Raw genomic sequence first — 15820 nt, forward strand, 5'->3', positions numbered from 1 at the left:
GAAGCAGGCCAGTCAGCAGAATTTGAGCTCCCACACAGGAGCTGATGCAATGAAAACATTCAGATCGAAAGCCGCCACCGTCGCCTTTGCCCTTGCAAGCACATTGGTCGCGGGTGTCAGTCAGGCCAAAGATACAACGCCTTCGGTGGTCATCGTACACGGTGCATTCGCCGACGGCTCCGATTGGGCCAAGGTCGTGCCGCTTCTTCAGGCCAAAGGGGTTGCAGTTTCGGTCGTGCAAAACCCGCTCACCTCGCTTGCCGACGACGTCGCCGCGACGCAAAGAACCTTGAACAATCAGCCAGGCCCGGTCGTTCTGGTCGGTCACTCCTGGGGCGGCACCGTGATTACTCAGGCCGGCAGCGACGAAAAAGTCCGCGCCCTGGTGTACGTCGCCGCCTTTGCGCCTGATGCCGGTCAAACAAGCGGCGAGCAAGGAAAAGGCGCGCCCACGCCTCCGGGCATCAGCCAGATCAAGGCTGACGGCAACGGTTTCCTCTACTTGACGCCAGAAGGTATGGCCAAGGACTTCGCCCAGGACCTCCCTGCGACGCAGACCGCCGTGATGACCGCGACGCAAGGCCCCATCAAAGCCTCCGCGTTCGAGGATAAAACGACCGTTTCGGCCTGGAAGACCAAACCGTCGTGGTATCTGCTCGCCACCGAGGACCGGATGATCCATCCCGATGTCCAGCGCTCTGCCGCCAAGCGTATCGGCGCCACCCTGGCGGAGCTGCGCACCAGCCATGTCCCCCAGCAGTCGCAGCCAGCCGAAGTGGCCAAGGTGATTCTCGAGGCAGTGAAAAAAGTCGGCGAGCAGTGATTGCTGCGTGCGGCGCCACTAATAACCCAGAACTCAACCGCTGCATCGATACGGAACGGACGCATGAATCATCTGAGTGAGCGCAACTACGACTTCATCGTGTGTGGCGCAGGCACGGCGGGCTGCGTGGTTGCTGCCTGCCTTGCCCAACAGTCCAACGCACGCGTGTTATTGATTGAAGCAGGCAGCGAATACAACGGCCCAGAGGTTGTAGAACCCGCGCAGTGGCCGCTGAACCTCGGTTCGGAGCGCGACTGGGCATTCGAAGGACAAGCCAATCCCCACCTCAACGGTCGTCGTCTTTCCTTGAACATGGGCAAGGGGCTCGGGGGTGGATCCAGCATCAACGTGATGGTCTGGGCACGCGGGCATCGATCGGACTGGGATCACTTCGCTGCCGAGTCCGGCGACGCTGCCTGGGGATACGATTCGGTACTGGATTATTACCGGAGGATCGAGAACTGGCACGGCAGCCCGGATGCCGCACGGCGGGGTTCTGGTGGCCCCGTGCATGTCGAGCAGCCAGCTACGCCTCAGCCCCTCGCCAAGGCAATACTGGAAGCGGCCAGCCGTCTCGGTATTCCCCGATATGACAGTCCCAACGGCGCGATGATGGAAGGCCCGGGCGGGGCCGCGATCACCGATCTGCGCATTAATCAGGGCAGGCGCGAGTCCGTTTACGATTCCTATATCCGGCCACGGCTGCACCAACCGAATCTGACGGTCCTCACCGGCGCATTGGTGGCCCGTGTCCTTCTTGACGGCTCACGGGCGGCCGGTGTCGAAGTGATAATCGAAGGGCAACGCCACTGCTTCTATGCCGAAGCCGAAGTCGTCTTGTCCCTGGGCGCGGTGAATACGCCCAAGGTGCTCATGCAGTCAGGAATCGGCCCGGAGCGCGAACTGCGCCCCCATGGCATCGTTCCGATCAGTCACCTTCCCGGCGTGGGTCAGAATCTTCAGGACCATATTGCCTTTGCCTGTACCTGGGAATACTTGCGACCCCAAGCTGTGGGCGGCGGTGGTTGTGAAACCACTGTGTACTGGAAAAGCGACAGTCGCCTGGACGCCCCAGACCTGCTGCACTGTCAGCTTGAATTTGCGGTGCCCTCCCCGGCTGAAGTGGGTATCCTGCCGCCGCAACAGGGTTGGACGACGTTCGCAGGGCTGGCCAGGCCTGTCAGTCGAGGGCGCGTGCGCCTATCGGGCGCCGGGCCATTGGATGCACCGCTGATTGACCCGAACTCGCTGAGCGCACCCGAGGACATAGCGTCGGCGTTTGCGTCGATCGACCTCTGCCGGGCAATCGGAAACAGCGAAGCCTTCAATGGGTTGGTAAAGCGCGAGGTGGTCCCCGGGCCAAAAGATCACCGCGCCATGGAGCAGTTCATCCGCAGTTCTGCAGTGTCCTACTGGCACCAGTCCTGCACCGCGAAAATGGGCCGAGATGCGATGTCGGTGGTCGACCATCAACTCCGCGTGTATGGCATCGAGAAACTGCGGATCGCCGATGCCTCGATCATGCCGCGAATCACCGTTGGCAACACCATGGCTCCTTGCGTCGTCATTGGCGAGCGAGCAGCCGATCTCATCCTCGCGGCGCATGGAGTGATCGCTCCGGTCACAGCGCCACTCGGATAAGGCAATGAGAACACTGACAGCGGGCGGCGGTATCGTCGACCTTGCAAAAAAAGGGAGGCAATTGACTGTCGCAGTCGCAACCCACAGCAATTGACCAAACACGCTTCGCGTCGCTATCTGGCGCCCTGCTGGTATTCACGGGGCGTACACCCAAACTCGCGGCGAAAAACGGTGTGCAGGTACTGCGCCGATTTGAAGCCGCAACTGCGCGCGATGTCGGCGATGGCTGAATCGGTGTTCTCCAGCCCGTTGGTGGCGGCTGCCAATTTGAAACCCAGGATCTCGTCGTGGACGCTGCAGCCTCGCACATCGCGAAAGTGCGATTCCAGCGATGAGCGAGACACCCCCACGTAGGCCGCCACTTGCGCGGACTTGATGCCCTGGCAGGCATATTGCCGAATGAACAGCAGGGCTTGCATGACATATGGGTTGCCCAAAGGTTGGTGCAAACTCGAGACCTGCACGTTGATCGCATCCGGGGGTATCAGGATGTGCATGCCGGTGGAGGGCATGCCGTGCAGCATCTGGTGCAGCAATCGCGCAGCGGTGCGCCCCATGGTTTCGGTGCCCTGGATGACCGAACTCAGGGGGACCCGGGTCAAGCAGCGGGTCAACGGGTCGTTGTCGATGCCAATCAGTGCCACCTGCTCCGGGACGGCGATTCCGGCGGTCAGGCAGGCTTGCAGCAACTGCCGGGCGCGGGCGTCACTGACGGCGATGATACCAATGGGTTTGGGCAGGCTCTGTAGCCAGTCGATCTGCTGCTCGACGGCGCTGTCCCAGAGTGGCGCGCTGGTGCCCATGCCCCGATAGACCTCAGCGTGCAGACCATCGCGTTGCATCAATCGTCGAAAGGATTTTTCCCGTTCCTGCGCCCAACGGTTGGCCTGCGCTTCCGGCAGGCTGAAGCAGGCAAAACGTGTCAGCCCTGCCTCGATCAAGTGCTTGTAGGCAAGGGTAATCAAGGCGTCGTTATCGGTGGCCACATACGGGATACCTTTCGGATAGGCGCGCTCATCCTCGTAAGAACCGCCCACCGCCACCACGGGTAACTCGATGCCGGCCAACGCCTCACCGATCAGCGGATCGTCGAAGTCGGCAATGATCCCATCCCCCTGCCATCGTTCGATGCCTTTCAGGCGACAGAGAAAATCCTCCTCCAGAAAAAGGTCCCAAGAGGCACGCGTGCTGCTCAGGTAATTGCCGATGCCGCTGATGATGCCGCGGTCATAGATCTTGCTGCCGTTGAACAGCAGCGCGATGCGGTGCACGGGAGGTACGGTTTTCATTGTTTTTATTATGGTCTGGAGGCAAGCCGTCCTGGACGGCGATTGGCACAGACTAGGCGCCCGGTCGACGAATCTCAATACTCAAAATCGCACCCTGTGTTGATGATTTTCGTAATCAGCGGTAACGGGGCCGTTGCTAGTATCGGGACACCGCCAAGAACAACAAGGACATTTGCCTGATGCCGTACTTCCCCAACGTCGACCAGATTCGCTACGAAGGCCCTGACAGCAACTCGCCCCTCGCCTTCCGACACTACGACGCCGACAAAGTCATCCTCGGCAAACCCATGCGTGAACACCTGCGCATGGCTGCCTGTTATTGGCACACCTTCGTCTGGCCAGGGTCCGATGTGTTCGGTGCAGCAACCTTCAAGCGCCCGTGGCAACACACCGGCGACCCGATGGAGGTGGCCATTGACAAGGCGGCCGCCGCGTTCGAGTTTTTCTCCAAACTGGGTATCGACTATTACTGCTTCCACGACACGGATGTCGCCCCGGAGGGCAATTCGCTGAAGGAGTACCGCAACCACTTCGCGCAAATGGTTGATCACCTGGAGCGACATCAGGAAGACAGCGCAATCAAGCTGCTGTGGGGAACCGCCAACTGTTTCAGCAACCCACGCTTTGCCGCCGGTGCCGCCAGCAATCCGGACCCCGAAGTGTTTGCCTGCGCCGCCGCCCAGGTGTTCAGCGCCATGAACGCCACCCAACGCCTGAAAGGCTCCAATTACGTGTTGTGGGGCGGTCGCGAAGGTTACGAAACCTTGCTCAATACCGATCTGAAACGTGAACGCGAACAACTGGGCCGCTTCATGCGCATGGTGGTCGAGCACAAGCACAAGATCGGCTTCAAAGGCGACCTGCTGATCGAGCCCAAGCCGCAGGAACCGACCAAGCACCAATACGATTACGACAGCGCGACCGTTTTCGGCTTTCTCCAGCAGTTCGGTCTGGAAAAGGAAATCAAAGTCAACATCGAGGCCAACCACGCAACCCTGGCAGGCCATAGCTTTCATCACGAGATTGCGACGGCCGTCTCGCTGGGGATTTTCGGCAGCATCGACGCCAACCGCGGTGATCCGCAAAACGGTTGGGACACCGATCAGTTCCCCAACAGCGTCGAAGAAATGACCCTGGTGACCTATGAAATTCTCAAGGCCGGCGGGTTCATGAATGGCGGATTCAACTTCGACTCCAAGGTCCGCCGCCAGAGCCTCGATGAGATTGATCTGTTCCATGGCCATATCGGTGCAATGGACGTTCTTGCCCTGTCTCTGGAACGGGCAGCCGCCATGGTTCAGGACGACCGACTGCAGCAACTCAAGGATCAACGCTACTCCGGCTGGCAGCAGCCGTTCGGGCAGGCGGTGCTGACGGGTGACTTCAATCTCCAGTCACTGGCCGAACATGCATTCGCTAACGAGCTGAACCCGCAAGCCGTCAGCGGCAGGCAGGAGATGCTCGAGAATGTCGTCAACCGGTTCATCTATCGCTGATCGCCAGCGAAGTCAGCCGGCAGCGGGGCTGTGACATTTACGCGACAAATCTGTGTCCGCAACGCCTGCCGACTCTCTACAGTCCTACCAGCCCGATACTCATCATCAGGCAGTGTCTTTCCAACAACAATAAAAGGACGCACCACCATGAAGAACGTAAAACGCACGCTATTGGCCGGCGCCTTGGCTCTGCTGTCGTTGCCGGTGATGGCCGATGCCGCCCACCCGAAAATCGGTTTCTCCATTGATGATCTGCGGCTGGAGCGCTGGTCACGGGACCGCGATTACTTTGTCGCGGCAGCGGATAAAATGGACGCCAAGGTCTTCGTGCAATCGGCCGATGGCAACGAGCAAAAGCAGATCTCGCAAATCGAAAACCTCATTTCCCGCGGCGTCGATGTGATCGTCATCGTGCCGTTCAATGCCACCGTCCTGACCAACGCCGTCGCCGAAGCGAAGAAGGCCGGAATCAAGGTTGTGTCCTATGACCGTCTGATTCTCAACGCCGATATCGATGCGTACATTTCATTCGATAACGAAAAGGTCGGCGAAATGCAGGCCAGCGGCGTGCTGCACGCAGCGCCCAAGGGCAATTACTTTCTGCTGGGTGGCGCGCCCACCGACAACAACGCAAAAGTGCTGCGCGAAGGGCAGATGAAAGTCCTGCAACCGGCCATCGACAAGGGGGACATCAAGATTGTTGGCCAACAATGGGTGAAGGAATGGAGCCCGACCGAAGCGCTGAGCATTGTTGAAAACGCCTTGACCCGCAACGACAACAAAATCGATGGCATCGTTGCCTCCAACGACGCCACGGCAGGCGGCGCCATCCAGGCATTGGCGTCTCAGCAACTGGCTGGCAAGGTGCCGATTTCTGGGCAAGACGCGGACCTTGCAGCGGTCAAGCGAGTGATCGATGGCACTCAAACCATGACCGTGTATAAGCCGCTGAAACTCATCGCCTCCGAAGCCGCCAAACTCTCGGTACAACTGGCGCGTAACGAGAAACCCGCCTATAGCTCGCAGTACGACAATGGCAGCAAAAAAGTGGACACCATCCTGCTCACGCCAACCCCGTTGACCAAGAACAACATTGACCTGCTGGAGCAGGACGGGTTCTACACCAAGGCACAGATTGCCGGGAAATGAACAGCAGAGCGTAACGTCTCAACGGCCCGCTGCGGGAGCCCGGCCAGCCCCTGGTTCCTGCAGTGTCAGCCACATACCTCACGCTCATGAGTCTCTGCCATGCCCGATTATCTGCTGCAAATGAACGGTATCGTCAAAACCTTCGGCGGTGTCAAAGCGCTCAATGGAATCGACATCAAAGTCAGGCCGGGTGAGTGCGTTGGACTGTGCGGCGAGAACGGCGCCGGCAAGTCCACGCTGATGAAAATCCTTTCGGCGGTCTACCCCCATGGCACTTGGGACGGCGAAATTCTCTGGGATGGTCAACCGCTCAAGGCCCAATCCATCAGCGAAACCGAAGCCGCCGGTATCGTCATCATTCACCAGGAACTGACGCTGGTTCCCGACCTGTCGGTGGCCGAGAACATTTTCATGGGCCATGAACTGACGCTGCCCGGTGGACGCATGAATTACCCGGCGATGATCCACCGTGCCGAAGCCTTGATGCGTGAACTGAAAGTGCCGGACATGAACGTGTCGCTACCGGTTTCGCAGTACGGCGGCGGCTATCAGCAACTGGTGGAAATTGCCAAGGCACTGAACAAGCAAGCGCGCCTGCTGATCCTCGACGAGCCTTCATCGGCCCTGACCCGCTCAGAAATCGAAGTGTTGCTGGACATCATCCGCGACCTCAAGGCCAAGGGTGTTGCCTGCGTCTACATCTCCCACAAGCTCGACGAAGTAGCCGCCGTGTGCGACACCATTTCAGTGATCCGTGACGGCAAGCACATCGCCACGACCGCCATGGCGGACATGGACATTGCGCAGATCATCACCCAGATGGTCGGGCGGGAAATGAGCAACCTCTACCCTACCGAGCCGCACGACATCGGCGACGTGATTTTCGAGGCCCGTCACATCACCTGCTACGACGTCGATAGCCCCAAACGCAAACGGGTCGACGATATTTCGTTCGTTCTCAAACGTGGGGAAATCCTCGGAATTGCCGGCCTGGTCGGCGCCGGCCGTACAGAACTGGTGACCGCGCTGTTTGGCGCCTACCCCGGCCGCCATGAAGGCGAGGTCTGGCTGGACAGCCAACCCATCGACACCCGCACACCGCTCAAGTCAATCCGTGCCGGCCTGTGCCTGGTGCCCGAGGACCGCAAGCGCCAAGGCATCATTCCAGACCTGGGCGTCGGCCAGAACATCACCCTGGCCGTGCTGGACGGTTACTCGAAACTGACCCGCATTGATGCCGAAGCCGAGCTGGGTTGCATCGATCGGGAAATATCGCGCTTGCACCTTAATACCGCGAGCCCGTTCCTGCCGATTACCAGTCTCTCCGGCGGCAATCAGCAAAAAGCCGTGTTGGCGAAGATGCTGCTGACCAAACCCCGGGTCCTGATCCTCGATGAGCCCACCCGGGGTGTGGATGTCGGCGCCAAGTACGAAATCTACAAGTTGATGGGAGCGCTGGCGGCCGAAGGCGTGTCGATCATCATGGTTTCCTCGGAGCTGGCCGAGGTGCTAGGTGTGTCCGACCGAGTATTGGTCATCGGCGAGGGGCAGTTGCGTGGCGACTTCATCAACCGCGAACTCACCCAGGAACAGGTGCTCGCCGCCGCACTCAGTCAATCTGGTGGCTATAACAATAATGATCGGATACCCGCGTAATGAATCAGGTCAAACAACTTTTTACCCGCTACAAAATGCTCGCGCTGCTGGTTGCCGTGGCAATGATATGGATGTTCTTCAGCTGGCAGACCGAGGGCGGATTTCTAACACCGCGCAACCTGTCCAATCTGCTGCGGCAGATGTCCATCACCGGGATTCTTGCCTGCGGCATGGTGCTGGTCATCATCAGTGGCGAGATCGATTTGTCGGTCGGCTCATTGCTGGGCTTGCTCGGTGGGGTGGCGGCCATCCTCGACGTGATCTACCACATACCGCTGCTGGCGAATCTCAGCCTTGTCGCCCTGTGTGGACTGCTGATCGGTCTTGCCAACGGCTACATGACCGCGTACCTGCGCATCCCGTCTTTCATCGTGGGGCTGGGGGGCATGCTGGCTTTTCGCGGCATTTTACTGGGGATTACCGGCGGCACGACCATCGCACCGGTGTCGCCGGAGTTTGTCTACATTGGCCAGGGTTATTTGCCACACACGATGGGCATGGCCCTGGGCGTTCTGCTGTTCGCATTGACGCTGTTCCTGACCTGGAAACAACGGCGCAATCGCGCGCTCCATGGTCTGGCGCCACATTCACTGGCGCGTGACGTTTTTCGAGTGCTGTTGATCGGTGCAGTGCTGGCCGGATTCGTCCAAACGCTCAACAGCTATGACGGCATCCCCGTGCCGGTTCTGCTTCTGCTGATTCTGCTGGGTGTGTTCAGCTACGTGACCAGTCAGACCGTATTCGGTCGACGCGTCTATTCCGTGGGCAGCAACATGGAAGCAACGCGCCTGTCCGGTATCAATGTGCAAGCCGTGAAGCTCTGGATTTTCGGCATCATGGGCGTAATGTGCGCGCTCGCCGGCGTGGTGAACACGGCGCGCCTCGCCGCCGGCTCGCCCTCGGCCGGCAGCATGGGCGAACTCGACGCCATCGCTGCATGCTTTATCGGTGGCACCTCCATGCGCGGGGGCTCCGGTACGGTCTACGGTGCCCTCCTCGGCGCGCTGGTCATTACTAGCCTGGACAACGGCATGTCCATGCTTGACGTCGACAGTTACTGGCAGATGATCGTCAAAGGCAGCATTTTGGTGTTGGCCGTATGGATAGACGTGAGCACCCGGACCGGACGACGCTGATCCGCTGCGGGATGAAATCATTTACGACCGCATTGGACATAAGCCCTTTCTCTCAGGCCGAAGCCTCCCTCTTTCAATGCCGAACATAACCGCCCAAGCAATATAGGGTCGTTGATCTTGTCGAGGGAGGTTCAGCTGGCAAGCACTGAGTATTCAAGAGTAGGACAGAGGCAGACGCCATTTGCGGTGGATCCGTCTGGAATTGGTCAAATTCACCATCGAGCAGGCCATCATCAAGAAGGCAGCCAGGCTCATCCACAGCTATTCGAAGCCGACGCTGAGCTACTGATCAACAATGACGAGTTACTTAAGCACGAGGTGTTTGGCCCGGTGGTCGTCGTCGTTGCGGTTAATGACCGGCACCAACTGCAGCAAGCCCTGATTTTCGGGGGGATTCACCAAGGCGATTCATGAAGCTCGGCGGATTTACGGTATCGCACATTACACGTAGCACATGAGCGCCAGGCTCCTGAGCGCGGTTTCAATGCTGTCCATCTAGCCTGGCAATTGCGCCTTGACCTGATGTGCAAATTCCGGACTCCCATTGACGAACCTGCTCAAAATGCTCGGGGAAAAGTGCAGCCTTCGAATGAACACCAGCCGCTCTTCCAGTTTGAGCGTAACAGCCAAATGAATCGTGCCCATTGTCAGTCCTTTTCTTTCAGCATATCTTGTACAAAACCTATACAAGATCGCTAGAAATGTACAATAAAAAGGATTGGCCACTGACGCTGTACTTCGACGGTCAATGTCCACTGTGTGCGCGTGAAATCAAAATCCTGAATCGACACGCCACAGAGAGTCGACTGCTTTTTATTGACATCAGCAGCGGTGCGTTCGACGCCAAGGCACTCGGGTTCACTTTCGAGCAAATGCAGTCCTCGCTGCACGCCCGTTTCGCCGATGGCCGCTGGGTAACCGGTCTGGACGCCACCTTGTGGAGCTGGCGAGCCGCAGGCCTGGGGTTTTGGGCTGCGCCATTGACATGGCGTGCCATCCGACCGCTGCTTGCTTTAGGTTATCGCTGCTTCTGCCGCTTACGCCCCCATTTGGCATGGCTTCCTCACCCTGATGGCCGCCGTCGCTGTGTGGATGACCGTTGCGGGGTGCCGGAGTCAAAACCCGCACCAGACGAGCGGCCCACGTTGAAAACAAAGCAGCCCTAGAACGCTTCGCTTTGACATTGGCCCGACGAAGGAACTGGGTCATAGCTGATCGGGTGCACAACGTGTTTTCTGGTGCGCAGCAGGCACTCTCCTACTGCCAAGGATTGCCGAAACATGAAGCGCAGCATGGCTGCGAGGAATCTAAATGAACCCATCAATAGCCAAGCATTACCGTGAAATTCTCGTCGCCGTAGGCGAGAACCCTGAGCGTGAAGGACTGCTGGACACGCCCAAGCGCGCAGCCAAGGCGATGCAATACCTTTGCAACGGTTACACGATGAGTCTGGAAGACGTGACCAACGGTGCCCTGTTCGAATCGCAAAACGATGAAATGGTCATCGTGCGCGATATCGAGCTGTATTCATTGTGTGAGCATCACCTGCTGCCCGTCATCGGCAAGGCTCATGTCGCGTACATCCCCACAGGAAGGGTACTGGGTCTATCAAAGGTCGCCCGAGTCGTCGATATGTTCGCCCGCCGCTTACAGATCCAGGAAAACCTCACAAAACAAATTGCTGATGCCATCCATCACATCACCGATGCGGCCGGCGTGGCCGTGGTCATTGAGGCAAAGCACATGTGCATGATGATGCGGGGCGTGGAAAAGCAAAACTCTGTGATGACGACCTCAGTGATGCTGGGGGCCTTTCGCGAGTCATCCGCTACGCGTCTCGAGTTCCTGCAACTGATTGGGCGACGCAGTTAAGGCCCAAAATCCGTACAAGGTGTGGGAGAGGCAAAATGAACAGTTCCTTTGAGATGAACTCACTCGGCTACGGCTACCGCGCCTTGGTGATAGGCGCCAGTGGAGCGCTCGGCGCGGCGTTTTGTGAGTTGCTCAACGAAGATCCACGATGCTCGTTTGTTCGTGAGCTGGGGCGCAATAGTGCTCCAGGATTGGATCTGGAAAAGCCCGACAGCATCGCCAGCGCAGCCGCCGAATTAGCCGAAGAAGCCCCGTATCAGTTGATTTTGCATGCTGCCGGTCTGCTTCATCGCGAAGACATCAAACCTGAAAAAAGTTACACCTCTATTGAAGCGGATGCGCTTCAGGCGATATTCCAAGTCAACACACTCGGGCCTGCACTGATTTTGCGTCACTTCTTGCCCTTGCTTGACCCTCGCGGCGCAATGGCAGTGCTCTCCGCCAAGGTGGGCAGTATTGGCGATAACCGTCTGGGCGGCTGGTATGCCTATCGCGCCTCCAAGGCAGCGTTGAACATGTTGATTAAAACGGCTGCGATTGAACTAGCCCGAACACGCCCTCAGACCCGTTTGCTGAGTCTTCATCCAGGCACGGTCATTTCGGGCCTGTCCCAGCCCTTTAAAGGCGCTTCTGCCGCCAGGCCTGCAAGCCTCGCTGCCCGCGAATTGTTATCACTGATTGATCGCTTGGCGCCTGCCGACAGCGGCAATTTCTTTGCTTATAACGGAGAACGCCTACCGTGGTAGGCAGGGAGTGAACCTTGAATCTGCAAGCGTTGACCGAACGGGCCGCCAATGGCGAAGTACGAGAGTTGGAGCTGCTGTCTCTGGAAGGCGGTTTTTATCTGGCGCGAGTCGGGCTGGATCACGGCCAGTTCACGTTGCTGGACGATACAGCGAAGCCTATGCACCTTCGCTCCATCAATCACCTGCGTGAGTTGTTGCAGTTTGTCCCGCCATTCCCCTGCGTGCTTGTGCAGCAGTGCGTCCATGACGAGATGTGCGGCTCACGTGAAGGGCGCATTGAGCCGTTACGCATTCCTTTCTCGCTGACTGCGCCTTGGTGAGTCACCTTCCGTTGGACTCTGTCGAATGAATAAGACTCACCGACTATGCCTGGTTTTGGGCGACCAGTTGTCTTTTGACCTGGCCTCATTGAAGGGGCTGGACAGCGAGCGTGATACGGTTTTACTGGTCGAAGTGATGGAGGAAGCCAGTCATGTGCCCCATCACCCGCAAAAAATCGCACTGATCTTCAGTGCCATGCGCCATTTTGCTGAGGCATTGCAGCAGCGTGGCATTCGCGTGCAATACGTCACGCTCGATGATCCGCAAAATAGCGGCTCGGTGCCGGGCGAGTTACGGCGCTGGCAGTCGCTGCTGCAGCCGGATGAGTTGCACCTGACAGAATGCGGTGACTGGCGCCTGGAGCAGTCGCTCAAAGATTGCGGCTTGGCGATTCAGTGGCATACCGATACCCGTTTTTACTGCACCCGATTCGAATTTGCATCCTGGGCCGAAGGCAAAAAGCAGCTGCGCATGGAGTTCTTCTACCGCGAGATGCGACGCAAGAGTGGCTTGTTGCTCAACGGCGATGGCAGCCCGGTCGGCGGCGCCTGGAACTTTGATGCCGAAAATCGCAAGGCACTGCCTAAAGGCGTTAGAGCCCCCTCACCCCTCCGTTTTTCGGCCGATGCCATCACTCAGGACGTGCTGGCGCTGGTTGCAAAAAACTTTTCCAGCCACTACGGCGCCCTCGACACCTTTGACTACCCGGTGACTCACGCCGATGCCCAAGCGCTGTGGGACTACTTCCTTGACTGGGGTCTGGCAGCCTTCGGCGACTACCAGGATGCGATGGCCAGTGATGAACCCTTCCTGTTCCACGCGCGGATCAGCGCCGCGCTGAATATTGGCCTGTTGGATCTGCGTCAATTGTGCAGCGACGTCGAGGCTGCTTACTGGGCGCACAGCATTCCATTAAACGCTGCCGAAGGCTTTATCCGTCAACTCATTGGCTGGCGTGAATATGTACGCGGCGTCTACTGGCTGAAAATGCCCGACTACGCCGGCGGCAATCTGTTTGGCAACAGCAGGCCGCTTCCAGAGTTCTATTGGACAGGCGACACCAAGATGAACTGCATGGGCCAGGCGATCGGCCAAAGTTTGAAATATGCCTACGCCCACCATATCCAACGGTTGATGGTCACCGGCAACTTTGCGTTGCTGGCGGGCATCGCACCGAGCCAGATTTGCGACTGGTACCTGGCGATCTACATGGACGCATTCGACTGGGTCGAGCTACCCAATACATTGGGCATGGTCATGCATGCCGATGGTGGTTACCTGGGCTCCAAGCCTTACTGCGCGAGTGGCCAATATATAAAGCGTATGTCCGACTACTGCCGTAACTGCGCGTACAAAGTCAGTGAAAGCACGACGGACGACGCCTGCCCTTTCAATTCGCTTTACTGGCATTTTCTAATGCGTCACGGCGACCTTTTGCGCAGCAACCAGCGCATGGGCATGGTCTATAAAAACCTCGATCGTATGACTGAATCCAAGCAGCAAGCACTCTGGGATCGTGGCCAGAAACTGCTCGCCAAAATCGATGCGGGGGAGTCGTTTTGAAGAAGAGTGAACTACCGATCAAAACCTGTGCGGTCTGCGGATTGCTCTGCCCTACTAGAAAGATCTTCCAGTCCTAAAAACTTTCGTGCTGCTACGCCGATCTCTTCGACGGAGGATTCGCGATGCCAAATTCAGATCTGCTCCCTTCCCTGCTACTCAAGATCTATCAGAACCAGCTTGCCTTTGAGGCCGCCATCATGGAACTCACGCTTTGCGTCGAGCAGCGTGGATCGGTTCAAGGTAAGCAACGGACAAGCAAGTCCTCAAGCGAATAGCTAGTTTAAAGATGTATGCCAATTGGAGAGGGCCTGAAAGGCTCTCGTCTGGCCGAACATTTTTATCGCCATAACCAGCAAAAATATGGTCGGAATAGGCCTGCGCACCCTAGTCATACGATCTCCAATCATTAACCAAAGAAGCAAAAATCACCCCTCCAACGCAATACCAGAGCCTGCAACGCTCGAAACCCTCTTGCCCGGCCTACTCGAATACGATACAAACCAATCCAGTTGTACGACAACATTATAAAAATGCCCCCGCCACCTGAGTCGGCCTATCACTCTTCGAGACCTGCCATGCCCCGCCCTACGTATGCCCAAACCATACCGCCGCCCTTCCCCCGCCATCTCGCCGTGATCATACTTTTGTGCATGGGCTGCGCGTTCGCCGGTAACCATGTGGCGGCACGGGTCGCTTTTGATGATGGCGCGGGTGTGTTGTTGGCGATTTTGATGCGTTCTGGCGGGACCTTGCTGGTGCTCGCCATCCTGGTGTTGTGGCAAAAACAAAGTCTGCGTCCGCCGCCGGGTACCTGGCACTGGCAGTTGCTGTTGGGCCTTCTGATTACCGTGCAGAGCCTGTGTCTGTACTCCGCTGTAGCACGGATCCCAGTGGCGCTGGCGTTGCTGGTGGCCAACGTGTTTCCTATCTTGCTGGCGTTGCTCACCTGGGTAGTGGGTGGCCCGAGACCGACTGCACGCACCGCTACGTTGATGGGTTTGATTCTGGTTGGGCTGGTGTTTGTGTTGGATGTCCCCAGGCGTGTGTCGACCACGACCAACGTCAGCCAAGAATGGTTGCTGGGCGTCGTGTTCGCGTTCTGCGCCGCCAGCGTATTCGCATGCGCGCTGTGGATTACTGACCACAAGTTGTCTCAGGTACGTGGTTCGGTGCGCAGTCTGTTGACCATTTTTATCGTATTCGGCAGCGTCAATCTTGCGGGGTTGGCTGGCGCCCTTCCAGGCGGACTAAATCTGCCCGCGACGTCAACCGGATGGTTGGCCCTTGCCACCTTGGTGGTGCTGTACGGCACGGGTTTTATCGCACTGTTTATTTTGGTGCCTCGGCTGGACATGCCACGCAATGCGCCGGTGATGAACATCGAGCCGCTGGCGACGCTGCTGATGGGCTGGATTGTGCTGGATCAGATGCTCAGTGCGGGGCAGGTTCTGGGTGGGGTGATTGTGGTCACCTGTATCGTTTTGCTGACGTATCGCACATCAGCTATCAAGGCTGACGAAAAAGCGCGACGGGCACAGTGCTAATAGCAGGGATACTGCTTGGGGTTAAACAACGTAACCGCCGTCCTACCCGAGAACTTAGGTAGTCATCCATTGTGACTTCATTGAACGAGCGCCCTTTGGAAAATCGGAGGTGTGGAATGAACCCAGTAACACCTGACGGTCGTTACTTTGTTGTCAAAGGGCAGCTGTGGCGATGTTCTAATCCATCGCTTAAGGAGGATGTGCGGCAGAGTCTCGTAGATGAGCTCATGGCAGCTCGACGTGAGGTGAAGAAAGCTAAGGCTTCGGGAGACGCATCGCAAACGAAGCTGGCTCGGGAAAAGGTGCAAAAGGCCAAGGTAGCGCTCGGTGAACGGGGCCCTGTCTGGTGGGAAGATGATAGTCCTGACCTCAACAGGTACCGGGTGACGAATACTCCGTATGCGGAGTGGTTCAGCTCGCTTCATGAAGCCGAATAACTGCCGGTTCAAGGTCAATATCTGAGTGGTGATGCCAGTGGCCAATTTGAGCACGCCTTCGACACGACTATCGGCGCCCCGGTCAGGGTTGTAGCCCGCTCAAACCGACATCACTTGGCCGGTATCCTTCAAGACGTCAGTCAGACA

At 57.8% G+C, this 15820-nt stretch carries 14 protein-coding genes and 1 pseudogene; 14 read left to right on the plus strand and 1 reads right to left on the minus strand.

The window, feature by feature from the left end:
* Positions 1 to 49 precede the first annotated feature (49 nt).
* On the plus strand, positions 50 to 823 hold the full coding sequence (locus AC1ROI_RS02100) for an alpha/beta hydrolase (protein ID WP_077747721.1): 774 nt from the start codon (positions 50 to 52) through the stop codon (positions 821 to 823).
* A gap of 63 nt (positions 824 to 886) precedes the next feature.
* Positions 887 to 2464 carry a GMC family oxidoreductase gene (locus AC1ROI_RS02105; RefSeq protein ID WP_102594140.1) on the plus strand — a complete coding sequence of 526 codons (1578 nt, stop codon included), beginning with the start codon at positions 887 to 889 and terminating at the stop codon, positions 2462 to 2464.
* A 113-nt stretch (positions 2465 to 2577) separates the two neighbouring features.
* On the opposite strand, the gene AC1ROI_RS02110 is transcribed toward AC1ROI_RS02105, so the two are convergent.
* Entirely contained in the window at positions 2578 to 3753 is a 1176-nt protein-coding gene (locus tag AC1ROI_RS02110) for a XylR family transcriptional regulator (RefSeq protein ID WP_083376607.1), read from the minus strand.
* A gap of 179 nt (positions 3754 to 3932) precedes the next feature.
* Between AC1ROI_RS02110 and xylA the strand changes: the two genes are divergently transcribed.
* The 12 genes and pseudogenes from xylA to AC1ROI_RS02170 all read left to right on the plus strand — a co-directional run bounded on the left by xylA (position 3933) and on the right by AC1ROI_RS02170 (position 15673).
* Positions 3933 to 5249, plus strand: coding sequence for a xylose isomerase (gene xylA / locus AC1ROI_RS02115; RefSeq protein WP_102594138.1), 1317 nt, complete (start codon positions 3933 to 3935; stop codon positions 5247 to 5249).
* A 147-nt stretch (positions 5250 to 5396) separates the two neighbouring features.
* Positions 5397 to 6398: a D-xylose ABC transporter substrate-binding protein gene (gene xylF, locus AC1ROI_RS02120; RefSeq protein WP_102594137.1), complete on the plus strand. Its 1002-nt coding sequence runs from the start codon at positions 5397 to 5399 to the stop codon at positions 6396 to 6398.
* 99 nt (positions 6399 to 6497) lie between these two features.
* Complete coding sequence (xylG, locus tag AC1ROI_RS02125) at positions 6498 to 8054, plus strand: D-xylose ABC transporter ATP-binding protein (RefSeq protein WP_102594136.1); 1557 nt, start codon at positions 6498 to 6500, stop codon at positions 8052 to 8054.
* Positions 8054 to 9190: a sugar ABC transporter permease gene (locus AC1ROI_RS02130; RefSeq protein WP_083376604.1), complete on the plus strand. Its 1137-nt coding sequence runs from the start codon at positions 8054 to 8056 to the stop codon at positions 9188 to 9190. Before xylG ends, AC1ROI_RS02130 begins: the two co-directional genes overlap by 1 nt.
* Positions 9191 to 9400: 210 nt before the next feature.
* Positions 9401 to 9571 (plus strand): annotated as a pseudogene (locus AC1ROI_RS02135) (aldehyde dehydrogenase (NADP(+))); the annotation flags it as partial.
* Positions 9572 to 9891: 320 nt separating this feature from the next.
* Positions 9892 to 10356, plus strand: coding sequence for a thiol-disulfide oxidoreductase DCC family protein (locus tag AC1ROI_RS02140; protein ID WP_077747867.1), 465 nt, complete (start codon positions 9892 to 9894; stop codon positions 10354 to 10356).
* Positions 10357 to 10501: 145 nt separating this feature from the next.
* Positions 10502 to 11062: a GTP cyclohydrolase I FolE gene (gene folE / locus AC1ROI_RS02145; RefSeq protein WP_102599420.1), complete on the plus strand. Its 561-nt coding sequence runs from the start codon at positions 10502 to 10504 to the stop codon at positions 11060 to 11062.
* Positions 11063 to 11097: 35 nt separating this feature from the next.
* Positions 11098 to 11808, plus strand: a complete 711-nt coding sequence (locus AC1ROI_RS02150) for an SDR family oxidoreductase (RefSeq protein WP_077747716.1) — start codon at positions 11098 to 11100, stop codon at positions 11806 to 11808.
* 14 nt (positions 11809 to 11822) lie between these two features.
* The gene (locus AC1ROI_RS02155; protein ID WP_010460813.1) at positions 11823 to 12128 is read left to right on the plus strand and encodes a DUF6482 family protein; all 306 of its coding nucleotides are present in this window, start codon (positions 11823 to 11825) and stop codon (positions 12126 to 12128) included.
* Positions 12129 to 12153: 25 nt separating this feature from the next.
* Positions 12154 to 13692 carry a cryptochrome/photolyase family protein gene (locus AC1ROI_RS02160; protein ID WP_102594134.1) on the plus strand — a complete coding sequence of 513 codons (1539 nt, stop codon included), beginning with the start codon at positions 12154 to 12156 and terminating at the stop codon, positions 13690 to 13692.
* Between the two features lie 575 nt (positions 13693 to 14267).
* Complete coding sequence (locus AC1ROI_RS02165) at positions 14268 to 15236, plus strand: EamA family transporter (protein WP_102594133.1); 969 nt, start codon at positions 14268 to 14270, stop codon at positions 15234 to 15236.
* 116 nt (positions 15237 to 15352) lie between these two features.
* Positions 15353 to 15673: a hypothetical protein gene (locus AC1ROI_RS02170; protein WP_077747713.1), complete on the plus strand. Its 321-nt coding sequence runs from the start codon at positions 15353 to 15355 to the stop codon at positions 15671 to 15673.
* Positions 15674 to 15820: the final 147 nt, after the last annotated feature.

The organism is Pseudomonas sp. GW823-FHT02C02 (assembly GCF_058797635.1).

Bases quoted from the DNA above. Each gene is read 5' to 3' on its own strand.
- AC1ROI_RS02165 (WP_102594133.1), top strand. From the start codon at position 14,268: ATGCCCCGCCCTACGTATGCCCAAACCATACCGCCGCCCTTCCCCCGC.
- AC1ROI_RS02105 (WP_102594140.1), top strand. From the start codon at position 887: ATGAATCATCTGAGTGAGCGCAACTACGACTTCATCGTGTGTGGCGCA.
- xylF (WP_102594137.1), top strand. From the start codon at position 5,397: ATGAAGAACGTAAAACGCACGCTATTGGCCGGCGCCTTGGCTCTGCTG.
- AC1ROI_RS02140 (WP_077747867.1), top strand. From the start codon at position 9,892: ATGTACAATAAAAAGGATTGGCCACTGACGCTGTACTTCGACGGTCAA.
- AC1ROI_RS02160 (WP_102594134.1), top strand. From the start codon at position 12,154: ATGAATAAGACTCACCGACTATGCCTGGTTTTGGGCGACCAGTTGTCT.
- AC1ROI_RS02150 (WP_077747716.1), top strand. From the start codon at position 11,098: ATGAACAGTTCCTTTGAGATGAACTCACTCGGCTACGGCTACCGCGCC.
- AC1ROI_RS02110 (WP_083376607.1), bottom strand. From the start codon at position 3,753: ATGAAAACCGTACCTCCCGTGCACCGCATCGCGCTGCTGTTCAACGGC.
- AC1ROI_RS02130 (WP_083376604.1), top strand. From the start codon at position 8,054: ATGAATCAGGTCAAACAACTTTTTACCCGCTACAAAATGCTCGCGCTG.
- AC1ROI_RS02170 (WP_077747713.1), top strand. From the start codon at position 15,353: ATGAACCCAGTAACACCTGACGGTCGTTACTTTGTTGTCAAAGGGCAG.
- AC1ROI_RS02100 (WP_077747721.1), top strand. From the start codon at position 50: ATGAAAACATTCAGATCGAAAGCCGCCACCGTCGCCTTTGCCCTTGCA.
- folE (WP_102599420.1), top strand. From the start codon at position 10,502: ATGAACCCATCAATAGCCAAGCATTACCGTGAAATTCTCGTCGCCGTA.
- xylA (WP_102594138.1), top strand. From the start codon at position 3,933: ATGCCGTACTTCCCCAACGTCGACCAGATTCGCTACGAAGGCCCTGAC.
- xylG (WP_102594136.1), top strand. From the start codon at position 6,498: ATGCCCGATTATCTGCTGCAAATGAACGGTATCGTCAAAACCTTCGGC.